Annotated in this window: 10 protein-coding genes; 5 read left to right on the top strand and 5 right to left on the bottom strand. The window is 69.0% G+C overall.

Annotated elements, in window-relative coordinates:
* Positions 1 to 7: 7 nt before the first annotated feature.
* Positions 8 to 1,141, top strand: a complete 1,134-nt coding sequence (locus tag ABFS34_01935; GenBank protein MEN8374188.1) for a hypothetical protein — start codon at positions 8 to 10, stop codon at positions 1,139 to 1,141.
* Positions 1,138 to 2,106, top strand: coding sequence for a diaminopimelate epimerase (gene dapF, locus ABFS34_01930; protein MEN8374187.1), 969 nt, complete (start codon positions 1,138 to 1,140; stop codon positions 2,104 to 2,106). Before ABFS34_01935 ends, dapF begins: the two co-directional genes overlap by 4 nt.
* A 37-nt stretch (positions 2,107 to 2,143) precedes the next feature.
* Here dapF and ABFS34_01925 read toward each other — a convergent pair whose 3' ends face one another.
* On the bottom strand, positions 2,144 to 3,235 hold the full coding sequence (locus ABFS34_01925) for an LptF/LptG family permease (GenBank protein MEN8374186.1): 1,092 nt from the start codon (positions 3,233 to 3,235) through the stop codon (positions 2,144 to 2,146).
* Entirely contained in the window at positions 3,232 to 4,962 is a 1,731-nt protein-coding gene (locus ABFS34_01920; protein MEN8374185.1) for an LptF/LptG family permease, read from the bottom strand. The genes ABFS34_01925 and ABFS34_01920 overlap by 4 nt, the downstream gene beginning before the upstream one ends.
* 236 nt (positions 4,963 to 5,198) lie before the next feature.
* On the opposite strand from ABFS34_01920, the gene sprA reads away from it, so the two are divergent.
* From sprA to ABFS34_01905, 3 genes are all read left to right on the top strand, one after another.
* Positions 5,199 to 11,660 (top strand): cell surface protein SprA, encoded by a 6,462-nt coding sequence (sprA, locus tag ABFS34_01915; protein MEN8374184.1) that lies wholly within the window; start codon positions 5,199 to 5,201, stop codon positions 11,658 to 11,660.
* Complete coding sequence (locus ABFS34_01910) at positions 11,660 to 12,607, top strand: M28 family peptidase (protein MEN8374183.1); 948 nt, start codon at positions 11,660 to 11,662, stop codon at positions 12,605 to 12,607. The genes sprA and ABFS34_01910 overlap by 1 nt, the downstream gene beginning before the upstream one ends.
* Positions 12,608 to 12,673: 66 nt before the next feature.
* Positions 12,674 to 13,285, top strand: a complete 612-nt coding sequence (locus tag ABFS34_01905) for a ComEA family DNA-binding protein (GenBank protein ID MEN8374182.1) — start codon at positions 12,674 to 12,676, stop codon at positions 13,283 to 13,285.
* Positions 13,286 to 13,302: 17 nt separating this feature from the next.
* Here ABFS34_01905 and ABFS34_01900 read toward each other — a convergent pair whose 3' ends face one another.
* From ABFS34_01900 to ABFS34_01890, 3 genes are read right to left on the bottom strand one after another with little or no spacing between them, the layout of a single operon-like run.
* Positions 13,303 to 14,613, bottom strand: a complete 1,311-nt coding sequence (locus ABFS34_01900; GenBank protein ID MEN8374181.1) for an alginate export family protein — start codon at positions 14,611 to 14,613, stop codon at positions 13,303 to 13,305.
* Positions 14,607 to 16,196, bottom strand: coding sequence for an MFS transporter (locus ABFS34_01895; protein ID MEN8374180.1), 1,590 nt, complete (start codon positions 16,194 to 16,196; stop codon positions 14,607 to 14,609). The genes ABFS34_01900 and ABFS34_01895 overlap by 7 nt, the downstream gene beginning before the upstream one ends.
* A gap of 39 nt (positions 16,197 to 16,235) precedes the next feature.
* Positions 16,236 to 17,693 (bottom strand): MFS transporter, encoded by a 1,458-nt coding sequence (locus ABFS34_01890; protein ID MEN8374179.1) that lies wholly within the window; start codon positions 17,691 to 17,693, stop codon positions 16,236 to 16,238.
* Positions 17,694 to 17,704: the final 11 nt, after the last annotated feature.

Genomic DNA, 17,704 nt, shown 5'->3' with positions numbered 1-17,704 from the left:
TAAGCCCGTGGGCCGCCGACTCGCGCTGATCGGCTTGACGGCGGTGACCTTCGGGGTCGCGGCCGTCGCCGCGTTCGGGCCGAGCGCCGGGGCTCCGGCGGGGTCGAGCCCGGCCCTCCGCGAAGTCCCGGCCGATACGACTTTCGCGGCCCTCGTTCGGCGCCTGAGCGGGGCAGGCGCCTACTTCGACACCGACAACCTCATTTCCAACGAGGCGTCATACCTGCACGTAGCGGCGCGCCTCCGAGCGTTGCGCCGACCCGGGCTTGCCTACATCGGCGTCGGCCCGGATCAGAACTTCTCCTATATCGCGGCGCTCCGGCCGGAGTTCGCCGTCATCCTGGACATCCGCCGGGACAATCTGCTGCACCATCTGTTGCTCAAGGCGCTGCTGGAGTCGTCGCCCGACCGGGCGAGTTACCTCGCGGCGCTGTTCGGGCGCCCCCCGCCGCCCGCGCCGTTGCGCGCGGCCGGCGCGGACCTCGGGGCGATGCTGGAATGGGCTCGGGCCGCGCCGGCCGTCGAGGGCGCGGCGCTGCCCGAGCCTCTGGAGAGGCGGATCGTGGACTTCGGGGTGGAGCTCTCTCAGGAGGACATCGCCACGATCCGGGGCTTCCACCGCGCCTTCATCGAGGCCGGCCCGGAGCTTCGCTTCCGGTCCCACGGACGAGCTCCCCGCTGGTACTACCCGACGTACGGTGAGCTCCTGCTGGAGCGCGACGAACGCGACGAGCCCGCGAGTTACCTGGCGACGGACGCCGACTTTCACTTCGTCAGGGCGCTCCAGGAGCGGGACGGCATCGTGCCCGCGGTGGGCGATTTCTCGGGCCCGCACGCGCTCCCGGAGATAGGCCGCGAGCTGCGCCGCCGGGGCCTTGAAGTTGGAGCCTTCTATACCTCCAACGTGGAGTTCTACCTGTACGAGCAGGGCACCTTCGACCGCTACGCCGCGTCCGTGGCGGGGCTGCCGGCGGCGCCGGACGGCGTGCTCGTACGAAGCTACTTCCATCGGGGTAGACCGCACCCCGAGTCGGTGGCGGGCTACGCCAGCACCCAGCTCGCTCAGCCCCTGGAGGCGTTCGTGACCGGTTGGCGCTCCGGGGGGTTCCCCTGGTACGGCCGTCTCGTAAGCGGCGAGTGAGCCCGCTGCGAGTCGCCAAGGGCCAGGCGCTGGGCAACGACTACCTGGTGATCGACGCCGGTGAGCTGCGCGCGGCGCTGGGGGGCGCCGCCGAGTCGGGTCGCGTGGGCGACGCGAACCCACGCTCCGGCGCGGGCGACCATGGCGGCATGAGCGTCGACCTCGCGCGCGCCCTGTGCGATCGTCACACGGGCCTCGGCAGCGACGGCGTTCTCGTCGCCTGGACGGACAGGCGCCCGTTCGGTCTGCGCATCTGGAACCCCGACGGCACGGGCGCCGAAAAGAGCGGCAACGGGCTGCGCATATTCTGCGCCTGGCTTCACGGCCGGGGCCTGGTGGGCTCGGACCCGTTCGACGTGGCCCTGCCGAAAGACTCGGTCACAGTGCGCGTGCTCGGCAAGGCCGGCGCCGGCGCTCTGGATATCGAGGTCGACATGGGCGCGGCCGATTTTCGCGGCGGCTCGGTCGGCTTCGAGACGCGCGTCGGCGCGGTGGACGACGAGCCGCTGGACCTGGGAGACGCCGGCTCCGCCTTGATCAACACGGTGTCGCTGGGCAATCCTCACTGCGTGGTCCTGATCGACGCCTTTGAACGCGTCGACTTCGAGGCGCGCGGTCCCGCCCTGGCCGTTCACCGTGCCTTCCGCGAGGGCACGAACGTCCAGTTCGCGCGCCCCGTCGATCGGCACACGGCCGAAGCGTGGATCTGGGAGCGCGGCGCCGGCGAGACGCTGGCGTCCGGGTCGAGCGCGTGTGCGGTGGCGGCCACGCTGGTGCGCAAGGGGATGCTGGACCCGGGCTCGGTGCGCGTACGCATGCCCGGTGGAGAAGTACGTGTCGACGTGGATGGGAGCTTCCGCCTGCGGCTGCGCGGACCCGCCCAGCTGGTCTACGACGCGGAAGTGCCGGGGGCGGTTCTGGCCGGGTGGCTGGTACGGCGCGACCCCGCCTCGGGCGGCGCTTAGAGTGGACTGTTACAGTCCACTAGTGTGCAACGGTACACTAGGTGCGCACCCGGGCGGTGAGGCCGAGCGCGGCCACGAAGAACAGGACGTTGGGGATCCAGGGCGCGAGCTCGGGCTGGATCTGGCCCGCCGCGCCCATGGCTCCGGTGAGCCGGAACAGCATGAGATAGCTGATCGTGATGATCAGCGAGATGCCCACCCCGAACGCCGCCCCCGCGCGTGGCGCGGCCGTCGCCAGAGGGGTTCCGAACAGGATGATCACCAGCGTGGTCACCGGGATCGCCAGCTTCTCACCCAACTCGACCTTCAGTTTGCGCGGCTGGCCACCCGCGCGCTCGCTGGCCTGGATGAAGCGTTGCAGCTCACGGTAGCTCATCTCTTCGGGATCCTTGGCGCGCGCGAGCAACTCCTCCGGGGTCTGCGTGAACCCCCGCCAGCGCAAGCGGTCGAAACGGAAGGCGCGCTCCGCGCCGTCCTTCCACAGCACGCGCATGCGGCCGTTCTCCACGTCCCAATCGGCGCGCGAGACGCGATACGTGGCGGCCTCTGCCACCACTTGTATCGTGGGAGAGCGCTCACCGTCGCCCTCGCGCTCTATGCTGGGGTTGTGGAGCCGTCCGTTCTCGGCGTCCAGTCGCGGCACGACGAGCGTACCGGTCCAGTCGCCTTCCCAGACGAAGTTGGTGCGTCCGCCCACCAGGCGCGGGCGTTGTCCCAGCACCTCGGCTCGTAGGCGGGTGGTGCGCGGCACGAGTTCGCCCAGCGCGAGCCCGGCTCCGGTCAGCAGGATGCCCAGCAGCGGCAGCGTGACGAATAGCCGCCGGAAGCTCATGCCACCCGCCTTGGCGGCGGTTACCTCGAAATGCCGCGCCATGCCGTTGACCGTGAAGACGGTCGCCATCAGCGCGGCGATGGGGAACGCCCACAGCACGAACTGCGGGTACTGGTAGACGTAAGACAGCGCGACCTCGCCCGCGCCCAGGCCGCGGTCCAGCATGCGGTCCAGGTTGTCGGTCAGGTCGAAGACGATGAACAGCAGCGGAGCGGCAAGGGCGAAGGTCAGAAAGAGCCGCAGGAACTGCCGCACGACGTAGCGGTCCAGGACGAGCACGCGGAACGGCCCGATCACGCGCGACCTCCCCGCGTGCGGGCTACGCCGAGGGGCCAAGCGACGACCTGCTTGAGCGCGTTCGCCAGGTCGTCCCAGCCGCCGCCCCGCGAGGTGGCCGACTCCCTGCCGATGCGCGAGACCGCCCAGAGCCCGATCACGAAGAAGATCAGGTTGGCGCTCCACATCGCCCACGCGGGCGACAGGATGCCCTCGTCGGCGAGCGATTCGCCGCCTATCAGGCCGGCGTAGTAGACCGCGAACACCGCGAGCGAGACCAGCACGACCATACCCACCCCTCCGCGCGGAAAGCGGACGCCGATGGGGGCGCCGATGAGCACGAACACGATGCAAGCCGCGGGGATCGCGAACTTCTTCCAGAACTCCACTTCGTACTGGCGCACCCGCGCCAGGTGCGTATCGGCGGTCGCCGACCACTGCATCAGCCGCGACGTCGCCTCCCGCACGACCGCGTCGGTTTCGGGGGTGGGCCGTACGGTGCGCACTCGCTCCAGGTCGCGGCGAGCGTCCTGTGCAGGTCGCTCCCGCGTGGCCTGGGAGGCCGCTGGTTGGCCGGAGGTGGCGGGGTCGGCGACATCACCGGCGGCCGCGCGCGCGCGCAACCTCGAGAGCGGTCCGGTTTCGAAGGCGTCGCCCGGTATCGCGGCGCCGGCGCTCGGATCCCGCAGCGCGATCTGCCCCGGATCCCCTCGCACCGGCTCGGAGCCGGGCTCGCGCAGCCGTGAGTCGAGCGGTGCCCCCGTTCGCCGGGCCCCGGCGCCGGGCTCCGTTATGCGCGGGGCGTCGCTCGCTCCTGGCCCCGCGCCGGCGTCCAGCGAGGCCGCGCCGGTGAGCGCCGCCTCCAGCGACGCGCGCGCCTTGGCCAGGGCTTGACCGCGGGCCTTCTCGTATTCGACGCGGCTCTCCGCGACTACCTCGGCCAACTCATCCAGGTTCATCTCGCGGTCGGACTTGAAGCTGCGGTCGTCCTGGCGCTCGAACTGCGTACCGACCCCCTCAATGCGCACGAGTTGTCTGGTGAAGTCCGCCCGCTGGAGGCGCTGCGGCGATAGGCGCTCCGATTCGTACATCACGCCATCCTCCAGCGTCAGGAACAGATCCGTCAGCTCCCGGTTAAAAGCCATCTTGCCGCTGTCGGCGTAGATCGTGCGGCGGCGGTTCGGCTCGGCGAGATCGTAGATGACTACGTCCCACAGGCGGTTGGTGCCCTGCTCGATGCGGCCCGCCTTCAAGTAGTACGTACTCGCGCCAAAATCGCCGGCCTTTATTTCGTTCAGAACCTGCTCGCGCAGCATGAGCGTGGGGCTCTTGCGGTTGATGTCCTGAATGAGCCCCGCGAGTCGGTGATTCGTGGCGGGCAGAATGCTGTCATTGAACACGATCATGCCGGCGCACACCAGCGTCGCTGCCGCGAGCGGCGGCCCGAGCAGACGGCGCAGGTCGACGCCGCTCGCCTTGAGCGCGGCCATCTCGTTGTCGGCGGCGAGCGCGCTGAATGCGTAGAGTACCGCGACCAGCACCGCCATCGGCAGGGTGAGCGCCACGACGTGCGGAAGCGACAGGGCGAGGACCTCGAGGATCACATCCGGGTCCAAGCCTTTGCCGGCCAGTTCATTCTCGATGCGCTTGGCCACCGTGTTGACGAAGATGATGGTCGTCAGCACGGAGAGCGCGAAGAAGAACGGAGCGACGTGCGCCCTCAATATGTAGCGCGTCAGAATCGACATGGCAGACGCGTTTGATGGTCGTATTCCGGAGCGCTTCCGCGCCACACGGGAGGGGCGTTGAAGGGAGCGATGAACCTTAGCATATTCCGGGCTTCTCCGAGCGACAAGCGACTCCCAGAGCCGCCGCAGGTCTGAAGATTTCACCGAGACGCTCCCCGGCCGCCACCCAGGCGCATGAGCGCGCGCGCACGCGCGTCCCGTGGACGTGTGTCCTGCTGGCGCTCGTGTCCATCGGGGTGCCCTCCTCCTCCTCCGCCCAGGACGTGCGTGTAGCGGGCGATACGGTCCGGCTGCCGCGACTCCTACACCCGGCGCTCGGTGAGGCTCCGCAGGGCCCCAGGCTGGGACTGGCGACACTCGAGACGCCGTTCGTCGTGACGGTGCCCGCCGTGCCCGGCTGGACCAGGCCCGATCTCTGGCCCCGCTTCGCGGACTGGGCGACCGCATGGAGGCGGTTGGCCGAAGCGCGCCTGCCGCAGCCGCGGGTGCCGCGGCTGGGAGACGGACCGCGCGCGGGCGAGCGGATGGCTCGGGCCGGTGGAGCGGCGCCCGTGTCCGTGCCCGACGCGGGAGCGCGGGGAGCCGCGGTCGCGCCCGACTCCGCCGCGGACGCGGCCGCCGACACCGCTGCCGCCCGGGCGGCTGCTGCCGCCCGGCGCGCTCAGCGCGAGGCGGACGTGGACGACCGCGCCAACGAGGACTCCCGCAGGGCGGGGCGCCGCGACGGGGACGTGGAAGTGGACCAGCCGCCGGCGCCCCCTCCGATCGGGGCCCGCCCGGCGCCGCAGACGCCCGGGCCCACCGTGGCGCCCGGCGACACTCTTCCCGGTGACAGCGTCGTGTACCTCGTTCGCGAGCCAGTCATCGAGGCCGACACGACTTCCGTCGGGCCGCAGCTACCGGGAGCGCTGGGGGAGCTGCGCAACCTGGGTATTCGGCTGCGTGGCCGAACCGACATGAAGGGGGAGTGGAACAAGATCGAGCCCTGCAACATCTTCGTCGCTCTCAAGTGTGAGTCCGGGCTCGTGCCTCGCCTGAGTCCGGACGTCCAGTTCCAGCTACAGGTCGGCGGCACCATCTCCGAGCGCGTCCACGTCGACGTCGATTTCGACCAGGCGCGGGAATTCGACGCGACCAACAACATCAACGTCTTTTATCAGGGGTTCGAGGACGAAGTTCTGCGGCGCGTGGAGGTGGGCGACGTGAACCTGCGTCTGCCGCGGTCGCGCTACATGACCCAGGGCGTTCCCGCCGGCAACTTCGGCTTCAAGGCGGAGGGCCAACTGGGCCCCATCGATTTCCAGGCGGTGTGGGCGCAGCAGAAGGGCGACATCACCGAGCGCGAGTTCGTCTTCGGCGGCGGGGGCACGGGCGACGATGTCGTGCTGGACCAGACCGTGGTCTGGGACGACGAGACCTTCCTGTCGGGACTCTTCTTCTACCTCGTGCCGCCCGACAGCCTCGCGGGAGCCCCCCACGTCGACGCGCTGGCCCTCCAGCCCCTGGACGTGCCCGCCGTCGTCCGCCCCAGCGGAGCGTTCGGGATCCAGGTGTATCGCGCGGAGGGCGCGGGCAACCTCACGGCGGCCCAGCAGGCGGATCAGAACCTTTTCAGGGCCCTGGCGGTGGCCGGCGAAGGCGCCGACAGGGTGGAGCACGCGGGCCTGTTTCGCCAACTCGAGCCGACCGAGGACTTCGAAATACACTCCAGCGGCCTGTGGATCGTGCTTCGCTCGCGCCTCACGGCGGCCGAAGCGCTGGCGATCGCCTACGTGACCGAGACGGGCGACACCATCGGCACGCTCAACGCCGAGACCGTGTCCGCTCAAGGCACCACTCCGGAGCTGCTCCTGCTGCGCGGGCCGGAGGACATCCACCAGCCGGGTCGCCCGACCTGGCGGCAGGAGATGCACAACGTCTACCGCGTCGATTCCTCCAACGAGGTCGAGAGGGGTAGCGTCGCGCTGACCATTTCCCTCGGCGAGGAGTCGGCGGGGGCTACGTTCATCACCACCAACGACGGCACCCGCGCCACCTACCTTCGCTTCTTCGGCCTGGACGAAGACAACCCCGTGGACGAGGTGGACGAGGCGCAGCTGTTCCGGCCGCAGGAGCTGTTCGGGCAGGACGCCAAGGTCAGCGGCGTCTTCGTGATGTTCCCCACCCTGGAGCCCTTCGCGCGCCCCGGGCCGGTGGTCAGCCTGGGACTTGGAGCGGACGACGCCGCGTCGCTGCTGGGCCAGAACGCCAACCTCGTCATCTACGACGACCCGGACCCCATCGACCGCGCCAACGGTTCCCGCTTCCGGCTGAACTTCACCTACCGGGTTCGCTCCGCGGGCGGCACCAAGTCGTCGTTCAATCTGGGCGCGATCGGGATCCGCGAGGGTAGCGAGCGCATCTTCGTGGGCAGCCAGCGCCTGATCGCCGGCGAGGATTACACCATCGACTACGAGGTGGGCACCCTCAATCTGGTCAACCCGGACGCCATCTTCGGCGGCAGTCCCAACGCCCAGCTCCGCGCCACCTGGGAGCAGCAGCCGCTGTTCCAGATCGCGCCCAAGAGCGTCTTCGGCATGAACGCGCGCTACCAGGCGGGGCAGCTCGGCCAGATCAACGTGCTGGGCATCTTCCAGTCGGAGCGCTCGCTGGTGAACCGCCCGCAGCTCGGGCTGGAGGCGGGGGCGCTGTTCGTGGGTGGCGTGACCGGCGACCTGGATTTGCCGAGCTCGTTTCTGGATCGGGCGATGGGGGCGATTCCCGGGCTGCGGACCGCGGGCAGGTCGGCGATCCGGCTGACCGGGGAAGTGGCCATGTCCACGCCCAACCCGAACAGCCAGGGCGACACGTTCCTGGATGACTTCGAGGCCACCAACGAGGCTTTGTTGTCGACCATCAGCAACTCCTGGCGGTGGGGATCGGCGCCGTCCTGGACGCCTGGCGCCGGGACGTTCCTGCCGACGAGCCTGGGGACCGACAACGCCGGCTCGCTGACCTGGCAGAGCCAGATCCTCGACCCCGCGACCGGCCAGGTGGGAGGCCGCATCCGGTCCGTGGACATAGACCGCAGTCTCAACGTGATAGGCACCGACACGGGCGAGCCCGCGATGTTCATGGTGATCACGGACACGCTCCCCTTCGGCCAGCGCTCCTGGAGGTCGATCACGACCGTGCTGTCCACCAGCGGCCGGGATCTGACGCAGAGCGAGTTCCTGGAGTTCTACGTGCGCCGCGACGACGGCGTCGACTTCGCCTTCATCTGGGACATCGGCACGGTCAGCGAGGACGCCTTCGTGTTCGATGGGCTCGGCAACCTGAGCGGCGCGTACCCCGACGGGGAGCCGTGGGGACAGGGCATCCTGGATCAGGAGGCCGAGCTGGGCTTCGCCGTGTGGGGCGACTCGCTGGACGCCCGTGGGCTGTGGAACCAGGAATGCGAGGGCGATCGGCAGTCGGTGTTCGCCATCGGCTCGCTCGGGGCCAACTGCACGCGCGGCAACGGCCTGAACGATTCCGAGGACCTGGACGGAAACGGGGCGCTGCTGTCCTCGGACGGTGCGCACTTCCGCTTCACGGTGCCGCTGGGCGAAGAGTCGCCCTTCCTGGTGCGCGATCGCAGCCAGACGGGGACCAACTTCGAGCTGTACCGGGTGCCGCTGCGCGCGGGCCTCGCCGAGGCCGTGGGCGGCGCCAACGAGTCCACGTGGCGTTTCATCCGGCACGTACGGCTCACGGTCTCGGTCGACGACCCCAATCAGTCGGCGCCGGTGATCACCCTGGCGAGGCCGAAGCTGCTGGGCGGCCGCTGGCCGAAGCGAGAGGGACACGGCCTGATCGACGGCCTCACCGGCGCTGGCGAGGGAGCGTCCTCCGGCAGCGCGGCCGTGAGCGTCGCCCCCGTCAGTCGCGTCAACGAGCCGGCGTACGTTTCTCCGCCCAATACCAGCGACCGGGCCCAGGACGTAACGGCCGGCGTGGGCACGAGTCGCCAGGAGATCAACGAGAAGGGCTTGAGACTGACCTATCAGGACGTGGGGCCCGGCGAGCGCGGTGAGGTCTTCTTCCGCTACCTGAATCGTCCGCGCGACCTGCTCGAGTACCAGCGCGTGCGCATGTGGGCGTTGCCGCGGGCCGGCAACTTCGGCGACGGCGGTGACCAGTCGCTGCTGATCAAGTTCGGCACCGACGGGAGCAACTACTACCTGCGGCGTACGCGCCTGAGCGAGCCAGTGACCAGCGACGCCCTCGGCCGGGGCGACTGGGTGGACGTGCCGATGGACTTCCAGGAGTGGAAAGACCTGCGCGTGATGGCGGAGGACTCGTTGATTCGTCGGGTGGCTCCGCCCGATCCGAACGGGCCGATCGTGGTGGGGTCCGGCGACATCGTGCCCGACCCGGGCACCGCGGCGGGCGACGGGCGTATCGAGATCTGGAACGCGGACAGCACCTACGCGGTGGTGCTTCAAGACCGGGCGCGTGCGCCGAACCTCGCGTCCATCCGGGAGCTGTCCCTGGCCGTATTCAACGGCGGCGATTTTCCGTCCTCGGGGGAGGTGTGGTTCAACGAGCTGCGCCTGGACCAGCCCGACACCCGCTCGGGCGTGGCCACCGACGTGAATCTGGCCATCAACGCCGCCGACTTCATGAGCGCCAACGTGAGCTTCAGCAGCGAGAGCGAGCGCTTCCAGCGTGGCCTGGACAGCCGCCCGGATTTCGAGGCGGACCGCACGCTGTCGGTGAACTCGAGGATGCAGCTCGGCAACTTCGCGCCGTCGTCCTGGGGGCTGGACCTGCCCGTCCAGGTCGCGCACGCGCGCACGGACACGGATCCGTTCTTCCTGAACCGAAGCGACATTACGGCGCGCGGACTGGAGGGGCTGCGTGAGATCGGCTCCCGCACCACAAACGTGGGCGTGAGCTTGCGCAAGGCGACGCCCACCGCCAACCCGTGGGTCAGCGCGGTGGTGGACGGCTTGTCGCTGAACGCCAACTGGCGATCGTCGGAGTCGTCGGCCTCCACCACCCGTTCGGAGGCGAGCGGCTTCACCGCCGGGGCCGGTTACAACCGGCGCCCAGGGGCTCGCGAATTCGACCCCACGCCCACGTTTCTCGAAGACGCGCTGCGCTGGGTTCTGCCGGGGTTCGTCGAGCGGAGCACGATTTTCCGTAATTTCACGGAGGCGCGATTCCGCTGGAGTCCATCCGCGCTCACGCTGCAGACCACCTTCCAGGACACCGAAGCGCGCACTTTCCGGTTCGACAAGATTCTGGAGCTGCCGGACGATACCCTGTTCGCGCCGACCAGCTCGCCGGCCAGGTCCCTTCGCTCGCAGGCCCGCATCGGCCTCCAGCCGTTCCGCAGCATGGACGCGACCTTCGCCATCACCAGCAATCGCGATCTGTTGGAACCCTTCCTCGCGACGCAGTCGGGCGCGGTTCAGGCCGCGCTCGAGCAGGAGCGAGGCGAGTTCCTGGGGCTGGGCGTGGGCTGGGAGCGGAACCGGAGCATGAGCACCGGTTTCAACTTCAACCCGGAGTTGTTCGAGTGGCTCCGCCCGGGCCTGAGCTGGAATACCCAGTACTCGGCCGACAGGAACCCGAGTTTCGTGGCCTTCGAGGTGCAGGACGAAGACAGCGTCGCGCGTCTGCAGAGACAATTCCGTGGGCAGCGGGCGCTCGGACGCCAGTTCAGCTTCAGTCCGAGCGTGCTCGGCGCGGTTCTGCTCGGCACGGCGGGCGAAGACGCGGGATTGCTGCGCCGCGGCCTGGTCGGGCTCATAAGTCGCCTGGATGATATCGACCTGCGGTGGCAGGACGGGCTTTCTTCACAGTTCGATCGCAACCTCGCGTCACCCGAGGTGGGCTATCAGTTCGGCTTCGGTGACCTCGAGGACTTCCGGACCGTGGGAGGGTCGGTGGCGCGCACGGTTCGCGAGACGGGCAGCTTCAGCGTCGACGGGGGCTTCGACCTGCCGCTCGGCAGCGCGCTTTCCGTCGGCTACCAGACCGGTGACTCGCGCGCGCTCGCGGATCGGGGCGGCGACCAAGATACCGAGTCGCGAACCTGGCCCGATGTAAACTGGCGCTGGAGCCGCGTGCCGGTACCGGGCTTCCTGCGCGGCAAGGTGGGCAGCATGAACTTGAGCGCGGGCTTCCGGGTGACCGAGCGGCAGAATCGTTTCGGTAGCACCACGCAGTCGCGCACGAGCGAGGATACGTCGGTGCCGCTGCGCTTCAGCATGTCGCTGCTGAACGGAATGTCGGTCAACTACAACGGCAGCCTGTCCGAGGGGGTGAGCAAGGACCCGACCGGCGAGACCCAACGTCGCAACGACCGCCACAACGTGGAGATGCGCGGATCGCTGGACGCCCCCGAGGCTTGGGAGTCCTTCTCCCAGCCAATCCACGCGACGCTCGGCTACCGGCGAGACTCGCAGTTTTCCTGCCGGACCCGCTTCGCGGGCCAGACGGAAGAGGCAGACACGTGCACCGCGACATCGGATTTCGTGACCCAGACCCTGTCCGTCCAGTTGGACACCGTGCTGAACCGCATCAACCTGGGCGCGAACCTGTCCTACACGGATCGCCAGAGTTCCACCGGGATCCGCGAAGGCAATCGTCAGGTCCTGTTCACCCTGTTCGGCCAGTTCGACTTCCAGTTCGGCCGCTTCCCGAGCGCGGTGGGGTTGCGCAGGTGATGGCGCACACGAGCCGGAGGCGACGCCTGGCCGCGCTGCCGATCGCGCTCGGCCTCGTTCTGGCAGCGGGCTGCGATGCGGCGCCAGGACAGGACCGGTCTTCGCGCGCGCGCGTGCTCGTTCCGGTCGACTTCGACGCGGACTCGGCGCACGCGCTCATAGCCCATCAGGTCTCATTCGGACCGCGCTTCCCCGGCGGCCCCGGACACGCCGCTCAGCTGGAGTGGATGCTGGAGCACCTGCGAGCCCTGGCGGACACCGTGGAGGTGCGGCCCTTCGTGCACGGCGCCCTCTCGGGCGATTCCGTCTCGATGACCAACGTGTTCGCGCGCTTCCGGCCGGCGGAGGTCCACCGTGTGTTGCTGGTAGCGCATTGGGACACGCGCCCCATGGCGGATCAGGATCCGGATTCCGCGCGCCGAGGCGAGCCGATCCTCGGCGCCAACGACGGCGGCAGCGGGGTGGCGGTGCTGATGGAGCTGGCGCGCGTCCTATCCAGCCATTCTCCGCCCCTGGGAGTGGACCTACTGTTCACCGACGGCGAGGACTTCGGCGTCGGCGAGATGTACCTGGGGGCAAAGCACTTCGCGGCGAACCCGCCGCCCGGCTACCGGCCGCTGTACGGGATCCTGATCGACATGGTGGGTGACAAATCGCCCTCCTTCCCGATCGAGGGGCAGTCTCAGAGCCTGGCGCCGGAGGTCGTTGACCTGGTTTACCGGACCGCCGAAGAGATCGGCATGGCGCGGTACTTCCCGCGGGTCGTCGGGCTGTCCATAGAAGACGATCACATTCCGCTGAACCAGGCGGGTTTTCGGACGATCGACATCATCGACTTCAACTACCCGTACTGGCATACCACGGGCGACGTGCTCGAGAACACGTCTCCGGAGGGGCTGGAGGCGGTGGGCGAGGTGCTCACCCAGTTGATTCTCTCGGGCGGGTAGGCGGGACCCCTCCCGTGGTCGCCGCCGAGCCCCGGCGGAGGCCGACCGCGGTGGAAGGGAGGGGAGGTGACACGCGACGAGGCCCGGGCGCTGGCGTTCATCGCTTTTCTGCTGACCCTGTCGGGTGGCATTCGGCTGGTGACCGGACCCGGCGACGCGGCGCTCCTGGCCGAAGACGTGGACCTCCAGGCGCTCGAGACGGAAAGCGGGGAGGCGCTGGAGGACGGCCGCGCCCGCTCGCGCCCGCTCGCCGACGGGGAGACGCTGGATCCCAACCGCGCCACGGCGGCCCAGCTGGATCGTCTGCCGGGCATCGGTCCGCAGACGGCCGACCGCATCGTGGCCACCCGGGACACCGCGCCGTTCGCGACCCCGGGCGACCTGCTGCGGGTGCGCGGCGTGGGTCCGGCCACGCTGGAGAAAATCCGCCCCTTCATCGACCTGGGATTCGTCAGGCCGCCGGCCACAGACCGAGGATTAGCGCGCGCGGTAGACGTGAACCGGGCAGCACCGGCGGAGCTGGAGACCTTGCCCGGGATCGGGCCCGCCCTGGCCGGCCGCATCATCGCCCACCGGGACAGCGCCGGGCCGTTTCGCTCCCTGGAGGAACTGCTGGCGGTACGCGGGATCGGCCCCGCTACTCTCGAGCGAATGCGCGGGCGGGTGCTGGTGCGGTAAGGGGGAGACCGGCGCGCTCAGAAGCGTGCCAGCAGTTGAACGTACGCCCAGTGCAAGACTTCGTCTCCAAGCCCGATAGGTGCCGACTCGCCGGCGGAGGACGCCACGAACAGGCTGTATCCGGCCTGGACTCCCAGTCCGTGATCGAGGGTCCCCGACGCCGTCAGGTCGAGCTCGTAGCCCAGCCCTCTCTCCCCGACCGGCGAGGCGCGCGCGAGCCAGAATCGGTGCAGGTCCGCCTTGACCGTCCAGCCGGCCGGCCGGATCACGCCGCGGACGACGCCGTCCACGAGGCCGAGGTCGGCAACATGAGCGCGCATGTTCAGGAACATGTCCATGAAGCCGTAGAATTTGTGATTCGTCGCGTAGAGCGTGTTGAAGCCCCGGAAGGTTCCGTCCAGCGGAGTGTCGTCTCCAGACAGGTAGTCGACCTGCAGGCCGAGTCGTCCACCGAGCGGTCCGCGGAAGCCGTAGGTGCCCGCGGCCGTGACCATGTATGCGCCGATATCCTGGCGGGATGCGACACCCTGCGTCTGATGTCCGAATTGGGCCGCCGCGGTCGCCTCGACCGCCACGGGGCCCAACTGCTCACGCCCTCGCGCGCCGAGCGTGACCCGATCGATGTCCGTCCGGGTCGCCCCGTTGGTGGCGTTTCGATCCGCCAGCGCGAACAGGTCCACGCTGGCGTTGGCAGCCCAGAGCCCGAACAGGGAGCGGTCGCCCGACGAGTCGCCGTTGATCCTGGGATCGAGCCCCGTGGCCATGAGCGCGGCGCGTTCGTCGAGCACGGCCGCGAAGCCGTCGATCACCCAATCCGCGTGGAGCAACGTGAGGCGGGCGCCGTCGAAAGAGCGGTTCACGTTCGTCCACTGCACGGACCCGACGAGCCGCTGGTCGGCGAAAGCCAGCTCCTGGCGGCCGATCACGAAACGGAGCTCGTCGCGCGGCGTCCAGGCCAGGTACGCCTGCGGCACGTCCATGCGGTCGGCGGTCGCGTCGGCCAGCGTGTTCGTCTCCTCTCCGAACGCGCGCGAGTCGGAGATCTGGACGAGCGCGCTCAGGCTGCCGCGCCGCGCCGTCACGGCCAGGCGTGAGCGCAGCAGCGTCGCGTGATCGGAGGCCGCCCCGGACGTACGCGCGTCCATCTCGCTACGCACGCGGACGTCCGCCGACAACTTGAATTCGGTGCTATCGGCCTGAGCGGCGGCCTGGGTGGCCAAACCGAACCCCACGAGAGCCACAGCCACCAGGCGCGAGGCCGATCGACCAAGGCGCCACACGCGCGACCGCAGCCGGGTCGACCCGTGTCCTCCTCCCCAGGTCAGCACGGAATCTCGGCGCCCTTGCGCGCGTAGAACCACCAGTTTACCGCCAGGCAGCTCACATAGTAGCCGGCGAAACCGTACAACGCGTACTCGGGCGTACCGGCCTCGATCTGCCCTCCGAAGATGCGCGGAATGATGAACGCGCCGTAGGCCGCGATGGCCGAAGTCCAGCCCAGCACGGGCCCGGCGAGTTCGGGTCTGAAGATGATCGGCACCATGCGGAAGGTGGAGCCGTTGCCGATCCCGGTCGCCACGAACAGAACCATGAAGAGGGCGAAGAAGGGCCACCAGTAGGCGTCGGGGCTGTCAGCCGCCCCCGCCAGCCGGACCGTGATCGCAACGCCGATCGCCGATCCGATCATGAGTAGCGTGTCCCAATGGGTGACCCGCGCGCCGCCCAGCTTGTCGGCCAGCCAGCCGCCGACGGGACGGATGAGCGACCCGACCAGCGGTCCGAGCCAGGCGTAGTGCAGCGGGTTCGGCGCGTTCAGCGCCGGCGAGCCGTCCGGCAGACTGCCGAACACGTCCTGAATGAGCTTGGGGAAGGCGGCCGAGTACCCGATGAAGGAGCCGAACGTCATCGTGTACAGCCAGGTCATCACCCAGTTGTGCTTCTCGCGGAAGATGGCGAACTGAGTCGCCAGGCTCTGGCGCACCGCGGCCGGCGCGGCGTACCGCATCAGAAGCAGCGTCGCGGACACGCTAAGCGCCAGGACGAGCAGAATCCTGACCAGGTCCGGTAGGCCAAGGTCGAAGCCGAGAAGGAGCCCGATTCCCAGCGCCGCTCCGGCGAGCCCCAGGAACTCGAGCGACAACATCCTCCAGATGGCGCCGGCGGTCGATCCGACGCGGTGCAGCGGGAGGTTGTCCATGAACAGGAAGGCGAGGACGACCAGCAGCAGAAGGATCGGCACCCAGACGAGCCCGCTGTTCTGGATCCACACCTCGCCGCCGTCCGGCCCGGCTCTTCCGGCTCCTCCCACGGCTCCGAACAGCGCCAAGGTGGCGACCGCGGGCAACAGGAGCTGCATGACGCTGACCCCCAGATTTCCGAGACCGGCGTTCAGTCCCAGCGACAGTCCCTGCATGCGCTTGGGGAAGAAGAAGCTGATGTTTGACATGGAGGAGGCGAACGCGCCCCCGCCGATGCCTGAAAGCGCAGCCAGGACGACGAATCCGGCGTAGCCGGTACTCGGATCTTGCAGCGCGAACCCGAGGCCGGCCGTGGGCAGGAGAAGCAGCGCGGTGGTAACCCCGATCACGTTGCGGCCGCCCGAGATGGCGATCATGAACGAGTTCGGGATCCGTAGCGTGGCCCCGGACAGGCCCGCGATGGCCGGCAGCGTGTAAAGCTCGACCTTCGAAAACGGGAACCCGAGGGTCTCCATCTGGACGATGATGATCGACCACGCGAGCCAGACCGCGAACGCCACCAGCAGGCACGGTATCGAGATCAGGAGATTCCGGATCGCCACCCGCCGGCCCGTGCTCGCCCAGAACGCCTCGTCTTCCACCTCCCAGGCCGCGATTCCGTGGCCGGGGACGCCTAGATCCGGGTCCGAGCCGAATTCACTTCCTTCCGCCATTTCAGGTGCCTTTCGCTCGGCGTGCGCCGAGGCCGGTCATCAGATCTGCCTGGACATCTGGCGGACGACCACGGTCAGCCAGACGAGGCACGCCACGGAGACGCCGAACAGGAACATCCAGGTGGTGGTCCACAGGCCCATGGAGTCCAGCAGGGCCCCGAAGAGAATCGGGCACACGAAGCCGCCCAGGCCGCCGAGCACGCCCACCATGCCCCCGACCACGCCCACGTCGTCGGGGAAGTAATCGGGGATGTACTTGTAGACGGCGGCCTTGCCGATGCCCATGGCGATGCCGATGAGGAACACCAGGGCGGTGAAGATCCAGACGTTGGCCTGGAAGTAGATGTGGGTTACCCCGCGCGCCAGCAGCTCCCTCTTGGCGACGGCCTGTCCCACGTCCACGGCCGGCTCCTGCCAGGTGCGCGCGACCGGCAGGATGAGGGTCCCCTCGTCGGTGAAGATCGCCGCGCTCGGCGCTTCCACCAGCGCATACGAGCGTTCATCGACGCTGATCTCCGCGGGCGAAACGGCGGTCACGGTTCCCGCGCGCTGCGCCATGACGCCCTTGCCCGGCGACTCCAGGTCCATCCTCGGGAAGACCAGCAGGAAGCAGCAGATCGCGGTGACGCCGAGCACCCAATACAACACGCGTCGCGGCCCGAAGACATCGGACATCCAGCCCCCGAGAGCGCGGATGACACCGGATGGAAGCGAGAAGATCGACGTCATCAATCCCGCCGTGACGATCGTCATCGAGTAGACGTTGACGTAGTACGGGACCAGCCACTGCGCGAGCGCCACGAAGCCGCCGAACACGAGGAAGTAGTAGAGCCCGAAGCGCCACACGCGCATGTGCCTGAGCGGCTCGAGCATGCCGCGCAGCGTCTTGTCCGCGGCGCCGTGGGCCTTCCGGTTGCGGGTGCCCAGGAAGAAGATCACGGCCATGGCTACCAGCCCGGCCGCGTAAAGCTGCGGCAACGTCCGCCAGCCTTCGAGCGACGTGCCCCCCGCCGTGAGCGACTGGAGCAGGGAGGGCGCTCCCAGCGTCGTCAGCGCGGCGCCCGCGTTCCCGGCGCCGAAGATGCCCAGCGCCGTGCCCTGGTGCTTCGGCGTGAACCACACGGATGTGAAGGCGATCCCGACGGCGAAGGAAGCTCCCGTGAGGCCGAAGCCCAGGCTCGCGAGGAGGAACTCGCCGTAGCTGTCCGCGCGGCTCAGCAGGTACATGGGGATGGCCGACGCGAGCATCAGCAGGGCGTACACCGGTCGTCCGCCGAACTTGTCCGTCAGCAAGCCGACCGGCAGGCGAGTGAGCGCGCCGGTCAGCACGGGTATGCCGATCAGCCACCCCATCTGCCGGGCGTTCCAATCGAAGACCTGGTTGTCGATGAGGAACGTCACGAGCACGCCGTTCAGCATCCACGCCGCAAAACAGACGGTGAACGCGATCGTGTTCAGCGTGAGCGTCAGCTTGGCGCGACCCGATTCCGGCATCATGCCTCCGTGCT

The organism is Gemmatimonadota bacterium (assembly GCA_039715185.1).
Lineage (GTDB): Bacteria > Gemmatimonadota > Gemmatimonadetes > Longimicrobiales > RSA9 > DATHRK01.
The sequence above is the reverse complement of the archived record's forward strand: the minus strand, read 5'-3'. Positions and strand labels throughout refer to the sequence as shown.